A 13,835-nucleotide genomic window follows, 5' to 3' on the forward strand; every position below is an offset into this window, starting at 1 on the left:
ACATGAACACATTCTCATTGCCTAAAAAAGGTGATTTCCCCACTTATTATGAAACTTATATTTCGAAAATCTCCGATGAAAATTTTTCAGGACAAATTCTCCGTCAGGTAAATGAACTTCGGGAGTTTTTTCAATCAAAAGAATCAGGCTGGGACTCGAAAGCTTATGGAGAGGGGAAATGGACTCCAAAGGAAATCTTGGGTCACTTGCTCGATACCGAGCGGATTATGATGTTTAGGGCCCTGTGTTTCGTCAGAGGTGAGCAGCAAGCACTTCCCGGATTTGATCAGGATCAATATGTTCAAAATGGCAAATTCAATGGGGTATCAATTGATCTGCTTTTTAAAGATTTTGAAGCTCAGCGAAACTCGTTATTAACTTTCATCCATACTTTGGACGAAAGTATTTTGGACATTGTGGGTAATGCCAATGGTAAGCCAATAACTCCCAGAGCCCTTTTTTGGATAATTTCCGGGCATTTTATCCATCACTTTAACATTCTGAAAGAGCGATATTAAGCTATGAAATCAAGCATGACGAGTACGTCACACACTGGGATGCCCCGAGCTATCGGGGAATTCATGCGAAGATTCCCTGTCCGACTACAGGCGGGCATGTGGCAATTAAAAAACAACATGATTATCCGCAATTCTGCCAGTAAGAAAAAATGAGCCAGGAAGATGGCGAATAATTCCACAGACGACAGTCAACTGTCCACACCTGTGCGCCGTGACGTAGCTCGTTTTTTGGAACTTCAATACTTAATTAATTTGGCACTGGTAGGAAAGCCGACATACAGAAAAAACAAAATATAAACAGATGAAAATTCCTATTGCAGTAATTGATGCGTTTACAAACCGGGCTTTCTCAGGAAATCCGGCAGGTGTCTGCCTTTTAGACCAGGAGCTAACCTCAGAACAAATGCAATCTATCGCCATGGAAATGAATTTGAGCGAAACGGCCTTTGTTCAAAAAACTCAAAAACGAGGATACTATTCTTTAAGATGGTTTACTCCAACCTTGGAAATAGACCTTTGCGGGCACGCAACATTGGCTGCTTCTTTTTGGATGCTTCGATCAGGGTGGGCAGTTGAGGGTGAAATGATTCATTTTGCGACCTTGAGCGGGGAGCTTCGGGTAAAAAGTGAAGGGGACTGGCTCATTATGGATTTTCCTTTGATTCCGACATTTACCGATACACATCCCAAATTTAAATCATCCTTGTTTGGACATGCTATAGTTCAGGCTGCACAGCTCAACAAAAACTGGATTTTCGAACTGGAAAGTGAAAAAGCTGTGCGAGCCCTTATTCCTGACTTTGCCGAAATCGCAAGAAACAGTGAGGAAGGATTTATTATCACAGCAAAAGGGGAGGGAGAATATGATATCGTAAGCAGATTTTTCGGACCGAATGTTGGAGTTCCTGAGGATCCTGTTACCGGTTTTGCTCATTGTGCCTTAATGGATTACTGGAATCAGAAGGTAGGAATGACTCAAATCAAAGCTTATCAGGCCAGTAAAAGAGGAGGAGAATTATTTCTTGAAAAATATGATGACAGAGTACTGATCAAAGGTCAGGCTGTTGCGGTTTTGGAGGGTTTGATCAATGTTTAATCTTCAATACCTGAAAAAGTAATGTGGCCCATAATTCAAAAAATCACGCAAAGTTGGCTGACAGAATTAAGCATCAAAGCACTGCTAGTCGCATTACTTTTTACGGTTTTTTTCCTTCCCGTATTGATTGAAACTGGAGGTGTAAGTTTCATTTTTGTCAACACTGTTTTCATATTTATTTTCTTCATAGGTATTTGGTCTTCGGATACAAAACTTATGGTGATTTTGACAAGCTTATTGTTTTTCACCCAACTGTCTTTACGGATCCTCCGCTTCAGCGAATTGCCTGTAGATTTTTATCTTGCGGAGCGAGTAGTAGGATTAATCAATATGATTGCCTTTATATTTTTGAATATCAATCTTTTATTTAAAAAACATGAGAATCATTTGTATCGCATTATCGGAGCAATAAATGTTTATTTATTGGTGGCTATTTATGGCGCATTTGGCTTCGAGGTGATTCAGTTAATAATCGGTGATTCCATCTCTGGAGCACATGAATTATCAGGACTGGACTCAGATTTTGCCTCCTATATCTATTTCTCCATGGTTTCTTTAACTACAGTGGGCTTTGGTGATTATTTTCCTGTCAATATTTTTTCAAAAATGCTTTCAGTTTTTTTAGCAATGGTTGGAATTTTATATCCTGCTATCGTAATCGCCAAACTCATCCATCCCGGAAGTGATGAAAAAAAATAGAAAATCCATTCCTGTAATTTGAGATAGACTATTAACAGATACCTGTTTAATTTCCATTGATATATACTCTTCCCAATTTCAATCAAGTATGAAAAAATTCTACCTAATCTTTCTGAGCGTCGTCCTGAGCGGAATCACTATGGCTCAGGAAGTCCGAAAAATTCCCGTCGAATCCAAAGTAGAAACTACTAGCGAGGTCACAATCAAAGGCAAGCGTGTACCCTACAGGGCTACAGCGGGGACTCAGCCCGTTTGGGATGAAAAAGGAGAGCCGATTGCCTCGCTTTTTTACACCTATTATGAGCGGACTGATATATCTGATAAGGCCTCAAGGCCTCTTGTGATTAGTTTCAACGGAGGTCCGGGCTCAGCATCGATTTGGATGCATTTGGCCTATACCGGTCCTGTGATTCTGAATATTGATTCAGAAGGATACCCGGTGCAGCCTTACGGCACAAAGGCAAATCCACATTCTATTCTTGATGTGGCAGATATCGTCTACATCGATCCGGTAAACACCGGCTATTCTAGAATCATTAAAGAAGATACCCCCCGAGGTACCTTTTTCGGAATCAATTCAGATATCAAATACCTTGCGGATTGGGTCAATACCTTTGTCACTCGGGTCAATCGCTGGGCTTCTCCCAAGTACTTGATTGGAGAAAGTTATGGGACGACCCGCGTTGCGGGATTGGTTGCCCAACTACAGAATTCACATTGGATGTATTTTAACGGCGTGATCTTGGTATCTCCTACCGATATGGGGATTGAGCGTGGCGGACCTATAAAAATGGCTAACTACTGGCCTTATTATGCCGCTACAGCTTGGTATCACAAGGCATTACCGGCTGAGCTACAAGGCAAAGATTTGGATGAGTTGTTGGCCATCGTCGAGCCATTCGCAGTGAATGAAGTCCTCCCGGCCATGTCAAAAGGCGGAATGCTTTCTAATTCGGAACGAGATGCCATAGCAACCAAAATGGCTTATTACTCGGGGTTGAGTAAGGAATCTATCCTCCAGCACAACTTAATGGTTCCGACAAGCTTTTTCTGGAAGGAACTACTCCGTGAACGGGACGGCATGACCATCGGACGCTTGGACAGCCGATACAAAGGATTTGACCGCATGGAAGGCGGGGTGGCCTATGACTTTGATCCTGCATTGACGAGCTGGAATCATGCCTTTGCGCCTGCTTTTCAGATTTATGCTAAAAACACATTAAAGTTTAATACGGATTTGACCTATAATCTTTTCGGTCCAGTCCATCCTTGGGATAGAAGCAATGAGACCACAGGATACGATTTGGGCACTGCCATGCGTCAAAACCCTTACCTACATCTGATGGTTCAGTCGGGCTACTTTGATGGAGGTACGGATTATTTCAATGCCAAATACAGCACATGGCATATCGATCCAAATGGTAAAATGAAAGATCGAATTGATTTTAAAGGCTATCGATCCGGCCACATGATGTATCTGAGAGCCGAAGATCTGGCGACCTCTAATGAGGATATTCGCCAATTTATCCAAAAGTCAGCGGTATCCCCCAATCAGCCTGCTAAATACTAGAAATCATTGATTTATAAGAATAAAACCGGCCCGAAAACTCATTTTCGGGCTTTTACTCTATAGGTTTAAAGAAATTCCCTTAAAATGGACTTTCAAAAATTCTAAAGTGCACTTCAAATCTAATCCCGAAAACAATTCGCTATTTTATTAAAGATTAATAAATGATAAGGATTTTTTATTTAAATCGATTTAGGCAGAAAATCGGATATAATTTGCAAAAAAAGGAATTCTCAGAATCTTTAGATTTTTGGAATTGAGAAAAATAATTCGGTTAGAATGATTAAACTGATAAGACCTGATAAAAGTGAACGGAAAGCTATTTGAAAAATGAATTTGACTATTGAAAATATCCTACTAATCGGTTCGATTTTACTTTTCATCAGTATCATTGTAGGGAAAACCTCATACAAATTTGGTGTCCCGACATTATTGCTTTTTTTAGCGATTGGGATGTTAGCAGGTTCAGAAGGAATTGGCAGAATTACATTTAACAATCCCGAAATTGCACAGTTTATTGGGATTGTATCCTTAAACTTTATCCTGTTTTCGGGCGGACTTGATACAAGTTGGTCTTCCGTAAGGCCCATACTTAGAGAGGGTGTTTTACTTTCTACTCTAGGAGTTTTTTTGACAGCGATCTGCTTGGGAACTTTTGTTTGGTTGGTCACTGACTTCACCATTTACGAAAGTATGCTACTAGGCTCAATAGTATCATCCACAGATGCTGCTGCGGTATTTTCCATATTACGGTCAAAAAGCCTTGCCTTAAAGTCAAATTTGAGACCGACATTAGAACTGGAAAGTGGGAGCAATGACCCAATGGCTTATGTATTGACCATTGCTTTTTTAACTTTAGTGGTGAATCAAGACCAAAGTTTACTATCCATTATTCCTCTATTTTTAAAGCAAATGGTAATTGGAGGCTTGGCTGGTCTGGGCTTTGGTAGGCTAAGTAAACTGATTATTAACAAAATAAAATTAGACTTTGAAGGTCTTTACTCTGTCTTAGTCATTGCCTTGATGTTTATCACTTTTTCGGCTACTGATTTTGTAGGCGGAAATGGATTTCTTGCGATTTACATTTGTGCGGTTTATTTAGGAAATCAAGATTTAATTCATAAAAATTCCATTTTTAAGGCATTTGATGGCTATGCATGGCTAATGCAGATCGTTTTGTTTCTCACTTTAGGTCTTCTTGTATTTCCTTCTCAGGTATTACCCTATATGGGAATTGGATTACTTATTTCCGTTTTTCTGATTTTTGTTGCAAGGCCAGTGAGTGTCTTTCTTTGTTTGATCTTTTTTAAGATGGATTTGAACCGAAAATTTTACATCTCTTGGGTAGGACTGCGGGGAGCTGTTCCAATTGTGTTTGCCACTTATCCACTCTTGGCAGGCATTGATAAAGCAAACATGATTTTCAATATTGTTTTCTTTATTGCCGCATCTTCAGTCCTTATTCAGGGAACAAGCCTTCCTTTAGTCGCTAAATGGCTTAAAGTTTCGAAACCGGAGGAATCCAAGGAAATTTCTGATTTCGATAAGTTAATTTTGGACTTTCCGAAATCTTCCTTGAAAGAAATTAAAGTTTTCCCCAAATTTTTAGCGGTAAATAAAAGAATCGTCGATCTGAATTTTCCGAAATCAGCTTTCATAGTGATGATAAAACGGAAAGGGGTTTACATCAGACCTGGTGGATCAACCCAAATTGAAGCAAATGATGTTTTAATGGTTCTTGCTGATAGCCCGGAAGATTTTACAAAAGTAAACCAGTGTCTTGAGGACCCGGGAATAATGCAAAATTCATAGGTGGTTGGTGGTTTTATATTTTTAGTTGATACGAGAACTTTTTCAAAATAAGAACTCTACCCTAATTCCTGAGTTTGGCAAAAAATTCATTTTTTATCTACCGATGGGAAAACGAGTTCAACTATATCCTCCAACTTTTTCCCTTGTTTTCTCAAATACTGAATGGAAGTTGCCCCTTCCGATTTGGAAAGTTTCTCCTGCTTGGGGCCTCTGATAATAGCATGATGATGAAAGGTGATCTTCTCAAATTGAGACGCACCCAGGATTCTAGCCAGATCCAACTGTGCCAGTGTCGAGGCATGCAAATCATTCCCCCTCACAATCAAATCCACTCCAAAATGCAGATCATCTACCAATGAAGTAAGGTGATAAGCGGGTAAACCGTCTTTTTTCCGTACAGTGTAAAATGCTGTATCCTGAGGAATCAGAGCGGATTTCTGCTGATTAGGGAATTCAGTGTAGGGAATGAAGTCGGCTTCCGAAGTATCTATTCTCCAAGCCACCTCAGGTTTGTCCAAGGGGAGCCTCCGTTCCAGACACTGTCCCAAATAATAGCCTGAGGGGTCAAGCTGCTGGATTTTTTTACGGGAACAATCACAGGCAAATACCTTTTTAATGGATTCCAATTGAGTAAGTGCCTCCTTGTATTTTTCCATGCGATGCACTTGTGACCATTCGGTTTCAAATTCCTGAAGATTTTTTGGCCCTTGGTCAATTTTGATTTCTAAAAAATCCAAGCTGTCAAATATATCCTGTACGTATTCCTGTCGGTACCTTTCCCGATCCAAGTCATCTATACGAAGCAAAATTTTTGTACCATGTTTTTCTGCCAAAGCTTTGGTTTTCAAAAAGGAATAGGCATTGCCTAAATGCAAAAATCCGCTGGGAGTAGGGGCGATACGGGTCAGTTTGAAATTCATCTGGCGAAAATAAGGAGATTGAGCTAAAAAAGGCAGGAATTGTTGAGTCCAGCTAAAACCCATCTTCCTTGAAAATGGATATTGCTAAAATTTCAATTTTGTGCATTAAGTTACTTTAACGGCCCTTTTTAGAACACATGGCTTGGAAGTCTTACCTTTCGGGAATTATGAAATCCTTTGTTTTTCTGACTGGATTATTCCTTATCACGATTTCCGTGAATGCTCAAACTAGCTATTCCGGAAACGTCCTCGATTCTTTTGACAATAAGTACCTGGAAGGAGTCACGGTCTCGATTAAAGATAAAGCGTCAGTATTGACCAATTCCCGGGGTTATTTTTCAATTCAGGGGATCTTGGGAGACACCCTTCAACTCAGTTTTCCGGGGTTTTATGAGCAACTCATTGTATTGACTGCCGAACGCTTTTTGTTAGTTCAGCTTCAGGACAGAGCCAGACTACTGCCGACCTTTCAGGTGAATGCAGAACCCTACAGGTTTAGGTTTAAAGACGGCAAATTATACTTTGCCGAGAATGAAACTGAGTCTGAAAAAAGTCTTTCACAGAAAGTGAGTCTTGGAACAGGTACTTCTGATGGTAGTGGCGGAATAGCGATCTATGGCCCAATAAGCTACTTTTCCAAAAGAAACACACAACTCAGGAGATATGCAGAGCGCTTAGATTGGATCAAGCGTCGACAAGGATATTTGGAAGTAATTGACTCAGATTCGATCCGGACCGAACTCATGACTGCCTATGTTATCACTCGAGAGGAATGGGATGAAATGATTATCCGGTTCAATGAATTCCACCTTCAACATGAATTTATGGATTGGCCCAAAGCGCGTGTTTATGCCAGCTTGAAAGAATTTATCCGCATCGAAGCCATGCTTCGGGATTAACTTTTCCGCTTAAAGGACCATGTAACAAAAAACTTGGCTACAGTTTCATCTCCTTGATTTTGCCCCGTTGAAATCATGGTCAGTTGAGCAGATTCTCCTACCTCCAAATGATCAATCAATTCAAATAATTCCTCACCCTGAGTACATGAGAAAGTGATTTTTGAATTGGCTTTTTTAGAATATTCTGCTCTGAAATCAACGACTAGCATGCTGAATTGGCCCTTGCCTGCCAGGGCCAACTGACAAAGGGCGCCGGTGCTGAGTTCCGCTGCTCCGGCTAATGCCGCAAAATAGATGGATTTGAAGGGGTTCTGCGATCTCCAAAAAAAAGGAATCGTAACTTCACATTTTTCTGTAGTCAGATCTTTAATCCGCAATCGCCAAAACACAGCCGAAGGCAATTTGACAAGCATAGCAAACCAAAATATTATAGGATTAGTCATCTTTCGCTGATAATCCAGCGCTTCAGATGAAAGTTTTCTGGCGGTAAGTTGGTTTTCCATTTTTGAGATTTTGTTCCAAAATACTAAAATTAGTCGAAGTGAAAGACCTTGGTATTGTTTTTGAAATTCAATCGGTAAGAAATGAAAAAATTTATGAAGAAGATAGTTTTAATTTTTACCGCCGGACTGTTGCTTTATTCCTGCACCACTGTTCCGCTGACAGGTAGAAAGTCACTTTCCATGGTTTCCAACGAGGAGATTCAACCGCTGGTGAACGAAGAATACAAAAAAGCGATCACTGCAAATAAAAATGTGACCAATACAGCAGACGGACAACGAGTGGTGCGAGTAGGTCAAAAGATGGCTAAAGCAGTGGAAGCTTATTTGGTGGCTGAAGGTTTTCAAAGCTTGGCAAATGACATGTCATGGGAGTTTAATCTCCTGGAAAGTGATCAAATCAATGCTTGGTGTATGCCGGGTGGTAAGGTTGCGTTTTACACTGGAATTTTACCGGTCACTAAAGATGAGGCTGGCATTGCAGTAGTTATGGGGCATGAAATTGCCCATGCTGTGGCATCTCATGCCGGAGAACGTATGTCAAACGGGATGCTGTTAAATGGACTATTGGGCGGAGCTTCTTCGGCAATGGGTCAGAATCCTACGATGATGCAACAAATATTGCTTCAGGGAGTGGGTGCAGGTTCACAGCTGGGAATGTTAAGTTTCTCGAGAAAACATGAACTCGAAGCAGATGAGATGGGATTGATCTTCATGGCAATGGCGGGATATGATCCACGTCAAGCCCCAGCGTTTTGGCAAAGAATGGCTGCAGCGGGAGGTGGAGCACCGCCTGAATTTCTATCAACTCACCCAGGCCCAGACCGAAGAATCGAGCGCCTTAATGCTAATATGCCTAAGGCGATGAAATATTATAAGCAGTAGGGAGTTTTTAGTCACAGTGATCAGTCTCAGTCTTCAGTAATTTTTGAGTGGTAAGAAGTGAATAGTTAGTTTGATAATACAACTTACTATTTACTACTTACCACTTACTTTTTACCAAATTTACTTGCCACTGCGACTTATTTACTTCGATCCAAATCCCCTCAGCTTCACCTGAGTGAGCTTTCGCTTGGTGTCCAATGGGAAATCGCCTTTCATCATCCAATCATAGTATCCCGGCTCTTCTTTCAATGCCTGATCGATTGTTTTTCCTTTGTGCTTACCGAAATTGAAAATCTCCTGTCCCTGTGAGTTGAAGACAAACCGTCCAGCCAAATCCACCATTTTTTCATTGACCATTTCGTGGATTTTTTTCATGTCATTCTGAAAAATTCCAACCTTATTACCTTGAAGATCTTCCATTTCTTCTCCTTGGTAGCGCTCCACTTGTGCCTGAAAAACGTCTAGTGTAGCTAAAGTGTCGGCTTCTGCACTGTGTGCATTTTCCAGATTTCTTCCACAGTAAAACTTGTATGCTGCAGTTAGGTTCCGCTTTTCCATCATGAAAAAGATCTTTTGCGCATCAAGCAGGTTTCGATTTTCCAGATCAAAATCGATCCCTGACCGTAAAAATTCCTCCACCAAAAGCGGAATATCATATTTCAAAACATTAAATCCTCCCAAATCTGATTTACCGATGAAGGCTTGGATTTCCTTTGCGATGTCTCTGAAGGTAGGCTCGTCTTTTATGTCTTTATCATAGATTCCATGGATCAACGAAGCCTCCAGAGGAATTGGAATTCCGGGATTTACCCGTTTGGTATAGATTTCTCGTCCTTGATCTGGGTGGAGTTTTACGATGGATATTTCTACAATCCGGTCTGTACCCACATTAGTGCCTGTGGCCTCGAGATCAAAAAATGCGATTGAATTTCTAAGGTTAAGCTTCATTTGAATTGAATTTGGCTTTTAAGGGTTCGAGATCGAGGTTGTCATAATTGCCCGAACTCATCAAAAGCAGGTTAGTATTGGAATAATTTTGTGCTAAAAGGTAGGCTTTTAATGACTGACTTTCGGTAAAAAGCATCAAATCCGGTCGTTTAAATCCTTCTCGCAAGGTTTCCTCATCCATCAAGTCCAGCTTTTTTAGGGCAACAGCGTGTGGATTTAGATAGATCACTGCAACATCTGTCTCCTCCATGGAGTGGGCATAGTTGGGGAGAAAATCCTTATTTAATGAAGAATAAGTGTGGAGTTCCTGAACTGAGATCAATTTCCGATCAGGAAACTGATTTTTCACTGCATTGACAGTAGCTTTGAGTTTGGATGGAGCATGGGCAAAATCCCGGAAAAGGATTCCTGATTTACCTGATGCAAGGATCTCCTGACGTTTTGCTGCCCCTTTGAAACTGGGAATGGATGCGTAAAATTGCTCATTTGAAACACCCAAGGCTCGACATATTTCCATCGCACCTTGAAGGTTTTGAAGATTGTGATCTCCAAAAATTCCGATTTTCAATAGGCCCGAACCGGTTTTTAAAAAAGTTTTTCCATCCTTGATTACTGCAGGATGGGCATTGTAAGGAGTTTTTTGACCCGGGGTCGATGATTTTTCTGCTGCTTCTTTTACCAATTGATCTACTTCGCAATAGATCAACTCTCCCGATTGGGTGGTTAAGTCCATCAGTTTAGAGAATTGATCTTTGTAAACCTCAAAGTCAGGGAATACATTGAAATGATCCCAGGCAATACCACTCAATAAAGCAATGTCATGCTTATAATGAAAAAACTTTGGCGTTCGATCAATCGGGGAAGTGAGGTATTCATCTCCTTCAATGACTATCACCGGGGCATCTGAAAGTCTCACCATCAAATCAAATCCTTCGATCTGAGCTCCCACGAGGTAATCGAAGTCAATTTTTTGGTCTTGAAGCACATGAAGTATCATGGAGGTGATGGAAGTTTTTCCATGTGAACCCGCAATGACAACCCGCTTTTTTGTTTGGCTTTGGTTATAGATAAACTCAGGAAAAGAGAAAACCGGAATGCCCAATTCCTGTGCTCTGATCAGTTCGGGATTATCGATCCGTGCATGCATCCCGAGAATGATTCCATCCAGGTCAGCTGTGATTTTTTCCGGAAACCAGCCATATTCAGAGGGTAAAATTTTGGCATTTTCCAGACGAGTTCGTGAGGGTTCGTAGATTTCATCATCAGAACCGGAAACCTGATATCCTTTTCGCACTAAGGCAAGTGCTAGATTGTGCATCACGGATCCACCAATGGCGATGAAGTGGTACTTGTTCATAAGGTAAAAATAGGGTCTAATTTTAGATTCAAACTTAAAAATAAAATGTGGGTACCGAGGGAGTATTCTTTTTTCATTTTAGAGATTTTTTGTCAGGAAATGTTTTAGCTATTTTCGAGAGTTGATAACTATTTTAATGCTTGATGACAAATTTGCGTATTTGACGCTCTCCCTGTTGTATATAGTGGCTTGGCTGGTGATTTTCGTCAAAAACCCCTGGAAGGGCGGAATGATCAAAGTGGGGATTGTGGGAGGTATTATGGGAATGATAGCAGAGATTTGGTATTTTCATGACTATTGGAAGCCTCCTACACTCTTTGGAATTGGGATAATCGGAATTGAAGATTTTATCATTGGATTTGCGCTGTTTGGTGTAGGTGGATATATCCATTCTTCCTTTACCAAACTTGAGATTGATTATGATCGACAAACACCAGCCAGGAATAGGGACTTCTTTTTCCTTTGGTTGATAGGCTGCGCAAGTCTGACTCTTTTCAGTCTTACTTTAAACATTCATTCAGGATATGTTACTTTTTTGACTTTTATGGCTTTATCGGTCTATATCTGGAGCCAAAGGCCCGATTTAATTTACCTTTCTTTGGTTTCGGGAGTTGCTACTTTGGCGATTACCCTAGGTATCTATTTTATTAATTTTCAGCTTCTTTTTCCTCATTTTTGGGATACCTATGGGATGTTGGAAGAGCCAATTCTTGGCTCAAAAATTCTGGGAATACCGGTTTCTGAAATTCTTTGGCACTTTAGCTGGGCTGTCCTCTGCTCTATGTTTAGAGGATTTCGAAATGGGGTATATTATAAAGAAACTTCCTGATCAGGGCTTGATTTTTGCTCATTTGAGGATGTTGATAAGTTTTGGAAAACTTGTTCAAAACTCCTGCCTTCTAGCCGATACATTTGTTATATGACCGATAATACCAACCAACCAAGAATCACCCGCAAAAAGCCTTCTTACGATAATCCAACCAACTTTTTGGGCAAAGTTCCCCCTCAGGCAGTAGAATTAGAGGAGGCTGTGCTTGGAGCATTGATGCTCGAAAAGGATGCCCTGACTAATGTAATCGATATTTTGAAGGTAGAAAGCTTCTATAAAGATTCGCACAAAGTCATCTTTCAGGCGATTTTGGATCTATTTACAGAAAGTCAGCCCATCGACTTGTTGACGGTGACTTCACAGCTTCGAAAAAACGGTGCATTGGAAATCGCAGGTGGCGCATTTTACGTCACCGAACTTACTTCCAAGGTGGCTTCTGCTGCCAATATTGAATATCATGCTCGAATCATCACCGAGCAATCCATCAAACGGGAACTGATTAAAATTTCAGGAGAAATACAAAAGGAAGCCTTTGAGGATACTACAGATGTTTTTGAGCTTTTGGATAAAATGGAGCAGTCCCTTTTTGAGATTTCAGAAAAGAATATCCGGAAAAATTATTCTGACATGCGGTCGATTATGCGTGAGGCCATTATTGAATTGGAAGCACGAAAAAACCAAAAAGATGGACTTACCGGAGTTCCTTCAGGATTTACTGCATTGGACAGAGTGACCTCAGGTTGGCAAAAATCCGATTTGGTGATCATCGCCGCAAGACCTGCGATGGGTAAGACTGCTTTTGTACTATCGGTTTTGAGAAATGCAGCTGTGGATCACAATCGTCCCGTGGCGATCTTCTCACTTGAAATGTCCTCGGTCCAGTTAGTTAATCGTTTGATTTCTTCCGAGGCCGAATTGGATTCTGAGAAAATTAAAAAGGGCTCTCTGGCAGATCATGAATGGGCTCAATTGGTCCATAAAACAGCCAAACTTTCAAAAGCACCGCTTTTTGTAGACGATACTCCCGCACTTTCAATCTTGGAATTGCGAGCAAAATGCCGAAAACTAAAAGCCCAGCATGATATCCAAATGGTAGTAGTCGATTACCTGCAGCTGATGTCCGGTGATTCCAAAAACGGAGGGCAAGGTGGAAACAGAGAACAGGAGATTGCCAGTATTTCCAGAGCGCTTAAGAAAATCGCGAAGGAACTCGCTATTCCGGTCATTGCGCTTTCTCAGCTTTCCAGAGCGGTAGAAACCCGAGGAGGTGACAAAAGACCGCAGCTTTCCGATCTTCGAGAATCAGGAGCGATTGAGCAAGATGCCGATATGGTGATGTTCCTCTATCGACCGGAATACTATGGCATTACCCAAGATGAGGACAATAACTCCACTGCAGGTGTGGGTGAGGTAATCATCGCCAAGCATCGTAACGGTTCTTTGGATAATGTCAAACTTCGTTTCATAGGAAAATATACCAAATTCATGGATTTGGATTCCGGAGTGGGGTATGCTCCCAACCAAGCTCAGGAAGTATCCTACACCCACTTCACTTCGGGTGCATCAGGTGCTGCCTCATTTGATACCGGGGGTACGATCAAGCTTCAAAGCCGGGCAAATGAGGAGAATCTGGATGATATTTTTAAAGATGACAATGGTCCTGTAACTTTTTAACCAGCTATAAAATCAAGCCTACCATAGCTCGACAGTCCGTCGCTAGCGACACGAGGCGGGATAATTAGCAATCGCACAAATACCTGAATGTCGGTTGGAAAGTTTTAGAAAAGCTCTACAATCAATTGAAA

The 13,835-nt window shown here is 41.0% G+C and carries 13 protein-coding genes; 9 read left to right on the forward strand and 4 right to left on the reverse strand.

Annotated elements, in window-relative coordinates:
* The first annotated feature begins 2 nt into the window (after positions 1–2).
* The 5 genes from Q8M62_RS15085 (at position 3) to Q8M62_RS15105 (ending at position 5,692) form a co-directional block, all read left to right on the forward strand.
* Positions 3–518, forward strand: a complete 516-nt coding sequence (locus Q8M62_RS15085; RefSeq protein WP_304901608.1) for a DinB family protein — start codon at positions 3–5, stop codon at positions 516–518.
* Between the two features lie 301 nt (positions 519–819).
* Positions 820–1,614 carry a PhzF family phenazine biosynthesis protein gene (locus Q8M62_RS15090; protein ID WP_304901607.1) on the forward strand — a complete coding sequence of 265 codons (795 nt, stop codon included), beginning with the start codon at positions 820–822 and terminating at the stop codon, positions 1,612–1,614.
* Between the two features lie 21 nt (positions 1,615–1,635).
* The gene (locus Q8M62_RS15095; RefSeq protein ID WP_304901606.1) at positions 1,636–2,313 is read left to right on the forward strand and encodes a potassium channel family protein; all 678 of its coding nucleotides are present in this window, start codon (positions 1,636–1,638) and stop codon (positions 2,311–2,313) included.
* A gap of 88 nt (positions 2,314–2,401) precedes the next feature.
* The gene (locus Q8M62_RS15100) at positions 2,402–3,883 is read left to right on the forward strand and encodes a S10 family peptidase (RefSeq protein ID WP_304901605.1); all 1,482 of its coding nucleotides are present in this window, start codon (positions 2,402–2,404) and stop codon (positions 3,881–3,883) included.
* Positions 3,884–4,210: 327 nt separating this feature from the next.
* Positions 4,211–5,692 carry a potassium/proton antiporter gene (locus Q8M62_RS15105; RefSeq protein WP_304901604.1) on the forward strand — a complete coding sequence of 494 codons (1,482 nt, stop codon included), beginning with the start codon at positions 4,211–4,213 and terminating at the stop codon, positions 5,690–5,692.
* An 86-nt stretch (positions 5,693–5,778) separates the two neighbouring features.
* Here the strand turns inward: Q8M62_RS15105 and Q8M62_RS15110 are convergent, their stop codons facing one another.
* Positions 5,779–6,612 (reverse strand): glutamate--tRNA ligase family protein, encoded by an 834-nt coding sequence (locus tag Q8M62_RS15110; RefSeq protein ID WP_304901603.1) that lies wholly within the window; start codon positions 6,610–6,612, stop codon positions 5,779–5,781.
* A gap of 137 nt (positions 6,613–6,749) precedes the next feature.
* Here Q8M62_RS15110 and Q8M62_RS15115 point away from each other — a divergent pair, with 137 nt between their 5' ends.
* Positions 6,750–7,511: a hypothetical protein gene (locus Q8M62_RS15115; protein WP_304901602.1), complete on the forward strand. Its 762-nt coding sequence runs from the start codon at positions 6,750–6,752 to the stop codon at positions 7,509–7,511.
* On the opposite strand, the gene Q8M62_RS15120 is transcribed toward Q8M62_RS15115, so the two are convergent.
* Positions 7,508–8,014: a DUF4442 domain-containing protein gene (locus tag Q8M62_RS15120; protein ID WP_304901601.1), complete on the reverse strand. Its 507-nt coding sequence runs from the start codon at positions 8,012–8,014 to the stop codon at positions 7,508–7,510. The two genes, Q8M62_RS15115 and Q8M62_RS15120, sit on opposite strands and share 4 nt — an antisense overlap.
* Before the next feature lie 93 nt (positions 8,015–8,107).
* Here Q8M62_RS15120 and Q8M62_RS15125 point away from each other — a divergent pair, with 93 nt between their 5' ends.
* Positions 8,108–8,896 (forward strand): M48 family metallopeptidase, encoded by a 789-nt coding sequence (locus Q8M62_RS15125; protein WP_304901600.1) that lies wholly within the window; start codon positions 8,108–8,110, stop codon positions 8,894–8,896.
* A gap of 141 nt (positions 8,897–9,037) precedes the next feature.
* Here Q8M62_RS15125 and Q8M62_RS15130 read toward each other — a convergent pair whose 3' ends face one another.
* Both Q8M62_RS15130 and murC read right to left on the reverse strand, forming a co-directional pair.
* Entirely contained in the window at positions 9,038–9,844 is an 807-nt protein-coding gene (locus tag Q8M62_RS15130) for a 3'-5' exonuclease (protein WP_092729789.1), read from the reverse strand.
* Entirely contained in the window at positions 9,834–11,201 is a 1,368-nt protein-coding gene (gene murC / locus Q8M62_RS15135; protein WP_304901599.1) for a UDP-N-acetylmuramate--L-alanine ligase, read from the reverse strand. Before murC ends, Q8M62_RS15130 begins: the two co-directional genes overlap by 11 nt.
* 136 nt (positions 11,202–11,337) lie before the next feature.
* Between murC and Q8M62_RS15140 the strand changes: the two genes are divergently transcribed.
* Positions 11,338–12,030 (forward strand): lycopene cyclase domain-containing protein, encoded by a 693-nt coding sequence (locus Q8M62_RS15140; RefSeq protein WP_304901598.1) that lies wholly within the window; start codon positions 11,338–11,340, stop codon positions 12,028–12,030.
* 90 nt (positions 12,031–12,120) lie between these two features.
* Positions 12,121–13,704, forward strand: coding sequence for a replicative DNA helicase (dnaB, locus tag Q8M62_RS15145; protein ID WP_304901597.1), 1,584 nt, complete (start codon positions 12,121–12,123; stop codon positions 13,702–13,704).
* Positions 13,705–13,835: the final 131 nt, after the last annotated feature.

This window comes from Algoriphagus sp., assembly GCF_030694375.1.
GTDB lineage: Bacteria > Bacteroidota > Bacteroidia > Cytophagales > Cyclobacteriaceae > Algoriphagus.

Bases quoted from the DNA above. Each gene is read 5' to 3' on its own strand.
- Q8M62_RS15130 (WP_092729789.1), bottom strand. From the start codon at position 9,844: ATGAAGCTTAACCTTAGAAATTCAATCGCATTTTTTGATCTCGAGGCC.
- murC (WP_304901599.1), bottom strand. From the start codon at position 11,201: ATGAACAAGTACCACTTCATCGCCATTGGTGGATCCGTGATGCACAAT.
- Q8M62_RS15110 (WP_304901603.1), bottom strand. From the start codon at position 6,612: ATGAATTTCAAACTGACCCGTATCGCCCCTACTCCCAGCGGATTTTTG.
- Q8M62_RS15125 (WP_304901600.1), top strand. From the start codon at position 8,108: ATGAAGAAGATAGTTTTAATTTTTACCGCCGGACTGTTGCTTTATTCC.
- Q8M62_RS15090 (WP_304901607.1), top strand. From the start codon at position 820: ATGAAAATTCCTATTGCAGTAATTGATGCGTTTACAAACCGGGCTTTC.
- Q8M62_RS15095 (WP_304901606.1), top strand. From the start codon at position 1,636: ATGTGGCCCATAATTCAAAAAATCACGCAAAGTTGGCTGACAGAATTA.
- Q8M62_RS15085 (WP_304901608.1), top strand. From the start codon at position 3: ATGAACACATTCTCATTGCCTAAAAAAGGTGATTTCCCCACTTATTAT.
- Q8M62_RS15140 (WP_304901598.1), top strand. From the start codon at position 11,338: ATGCTTGATGACAAATTTGCGTATTTGACGCTCTCCCTGTTGTATATA.
- Q8M62_RS15115 (WP_304901602.1), top strand. From the start codon at position 6,750: ATGGCTTGGAAGTCTTACCTTTCGGGAATTATGAAATCCTTTGTTTTT.
- Q8M62_RS15100 (WP_304901605.1), top strand. From the start codon at position 2,402: ATGAAAAAATTCTACCTAATCTTTCTGAGCGTCGTCCTGAGCGGAATC.
- Q8M62_RS15105 (WP_304901604.1), top strand. From the start codon at position 4,211: ATGAATTTGACTATTGAAAATATCCTACTAATCGGTTCGATTTTACTT.
- Q8M62_RS15120 (WP_304901601.1), bottom strand. From the start codon at position 8,014: ATGGAAAACCAACTTACCGCCAGAAAACTTTCATCTGAAGCGCTGGAT.
- dnaB (WP_304901597.1), top strand. From the start codon at position 12,121: ATGACCGATAATACCAACCAACCAAGAATCACCCGCAAAAAGCCTTCT.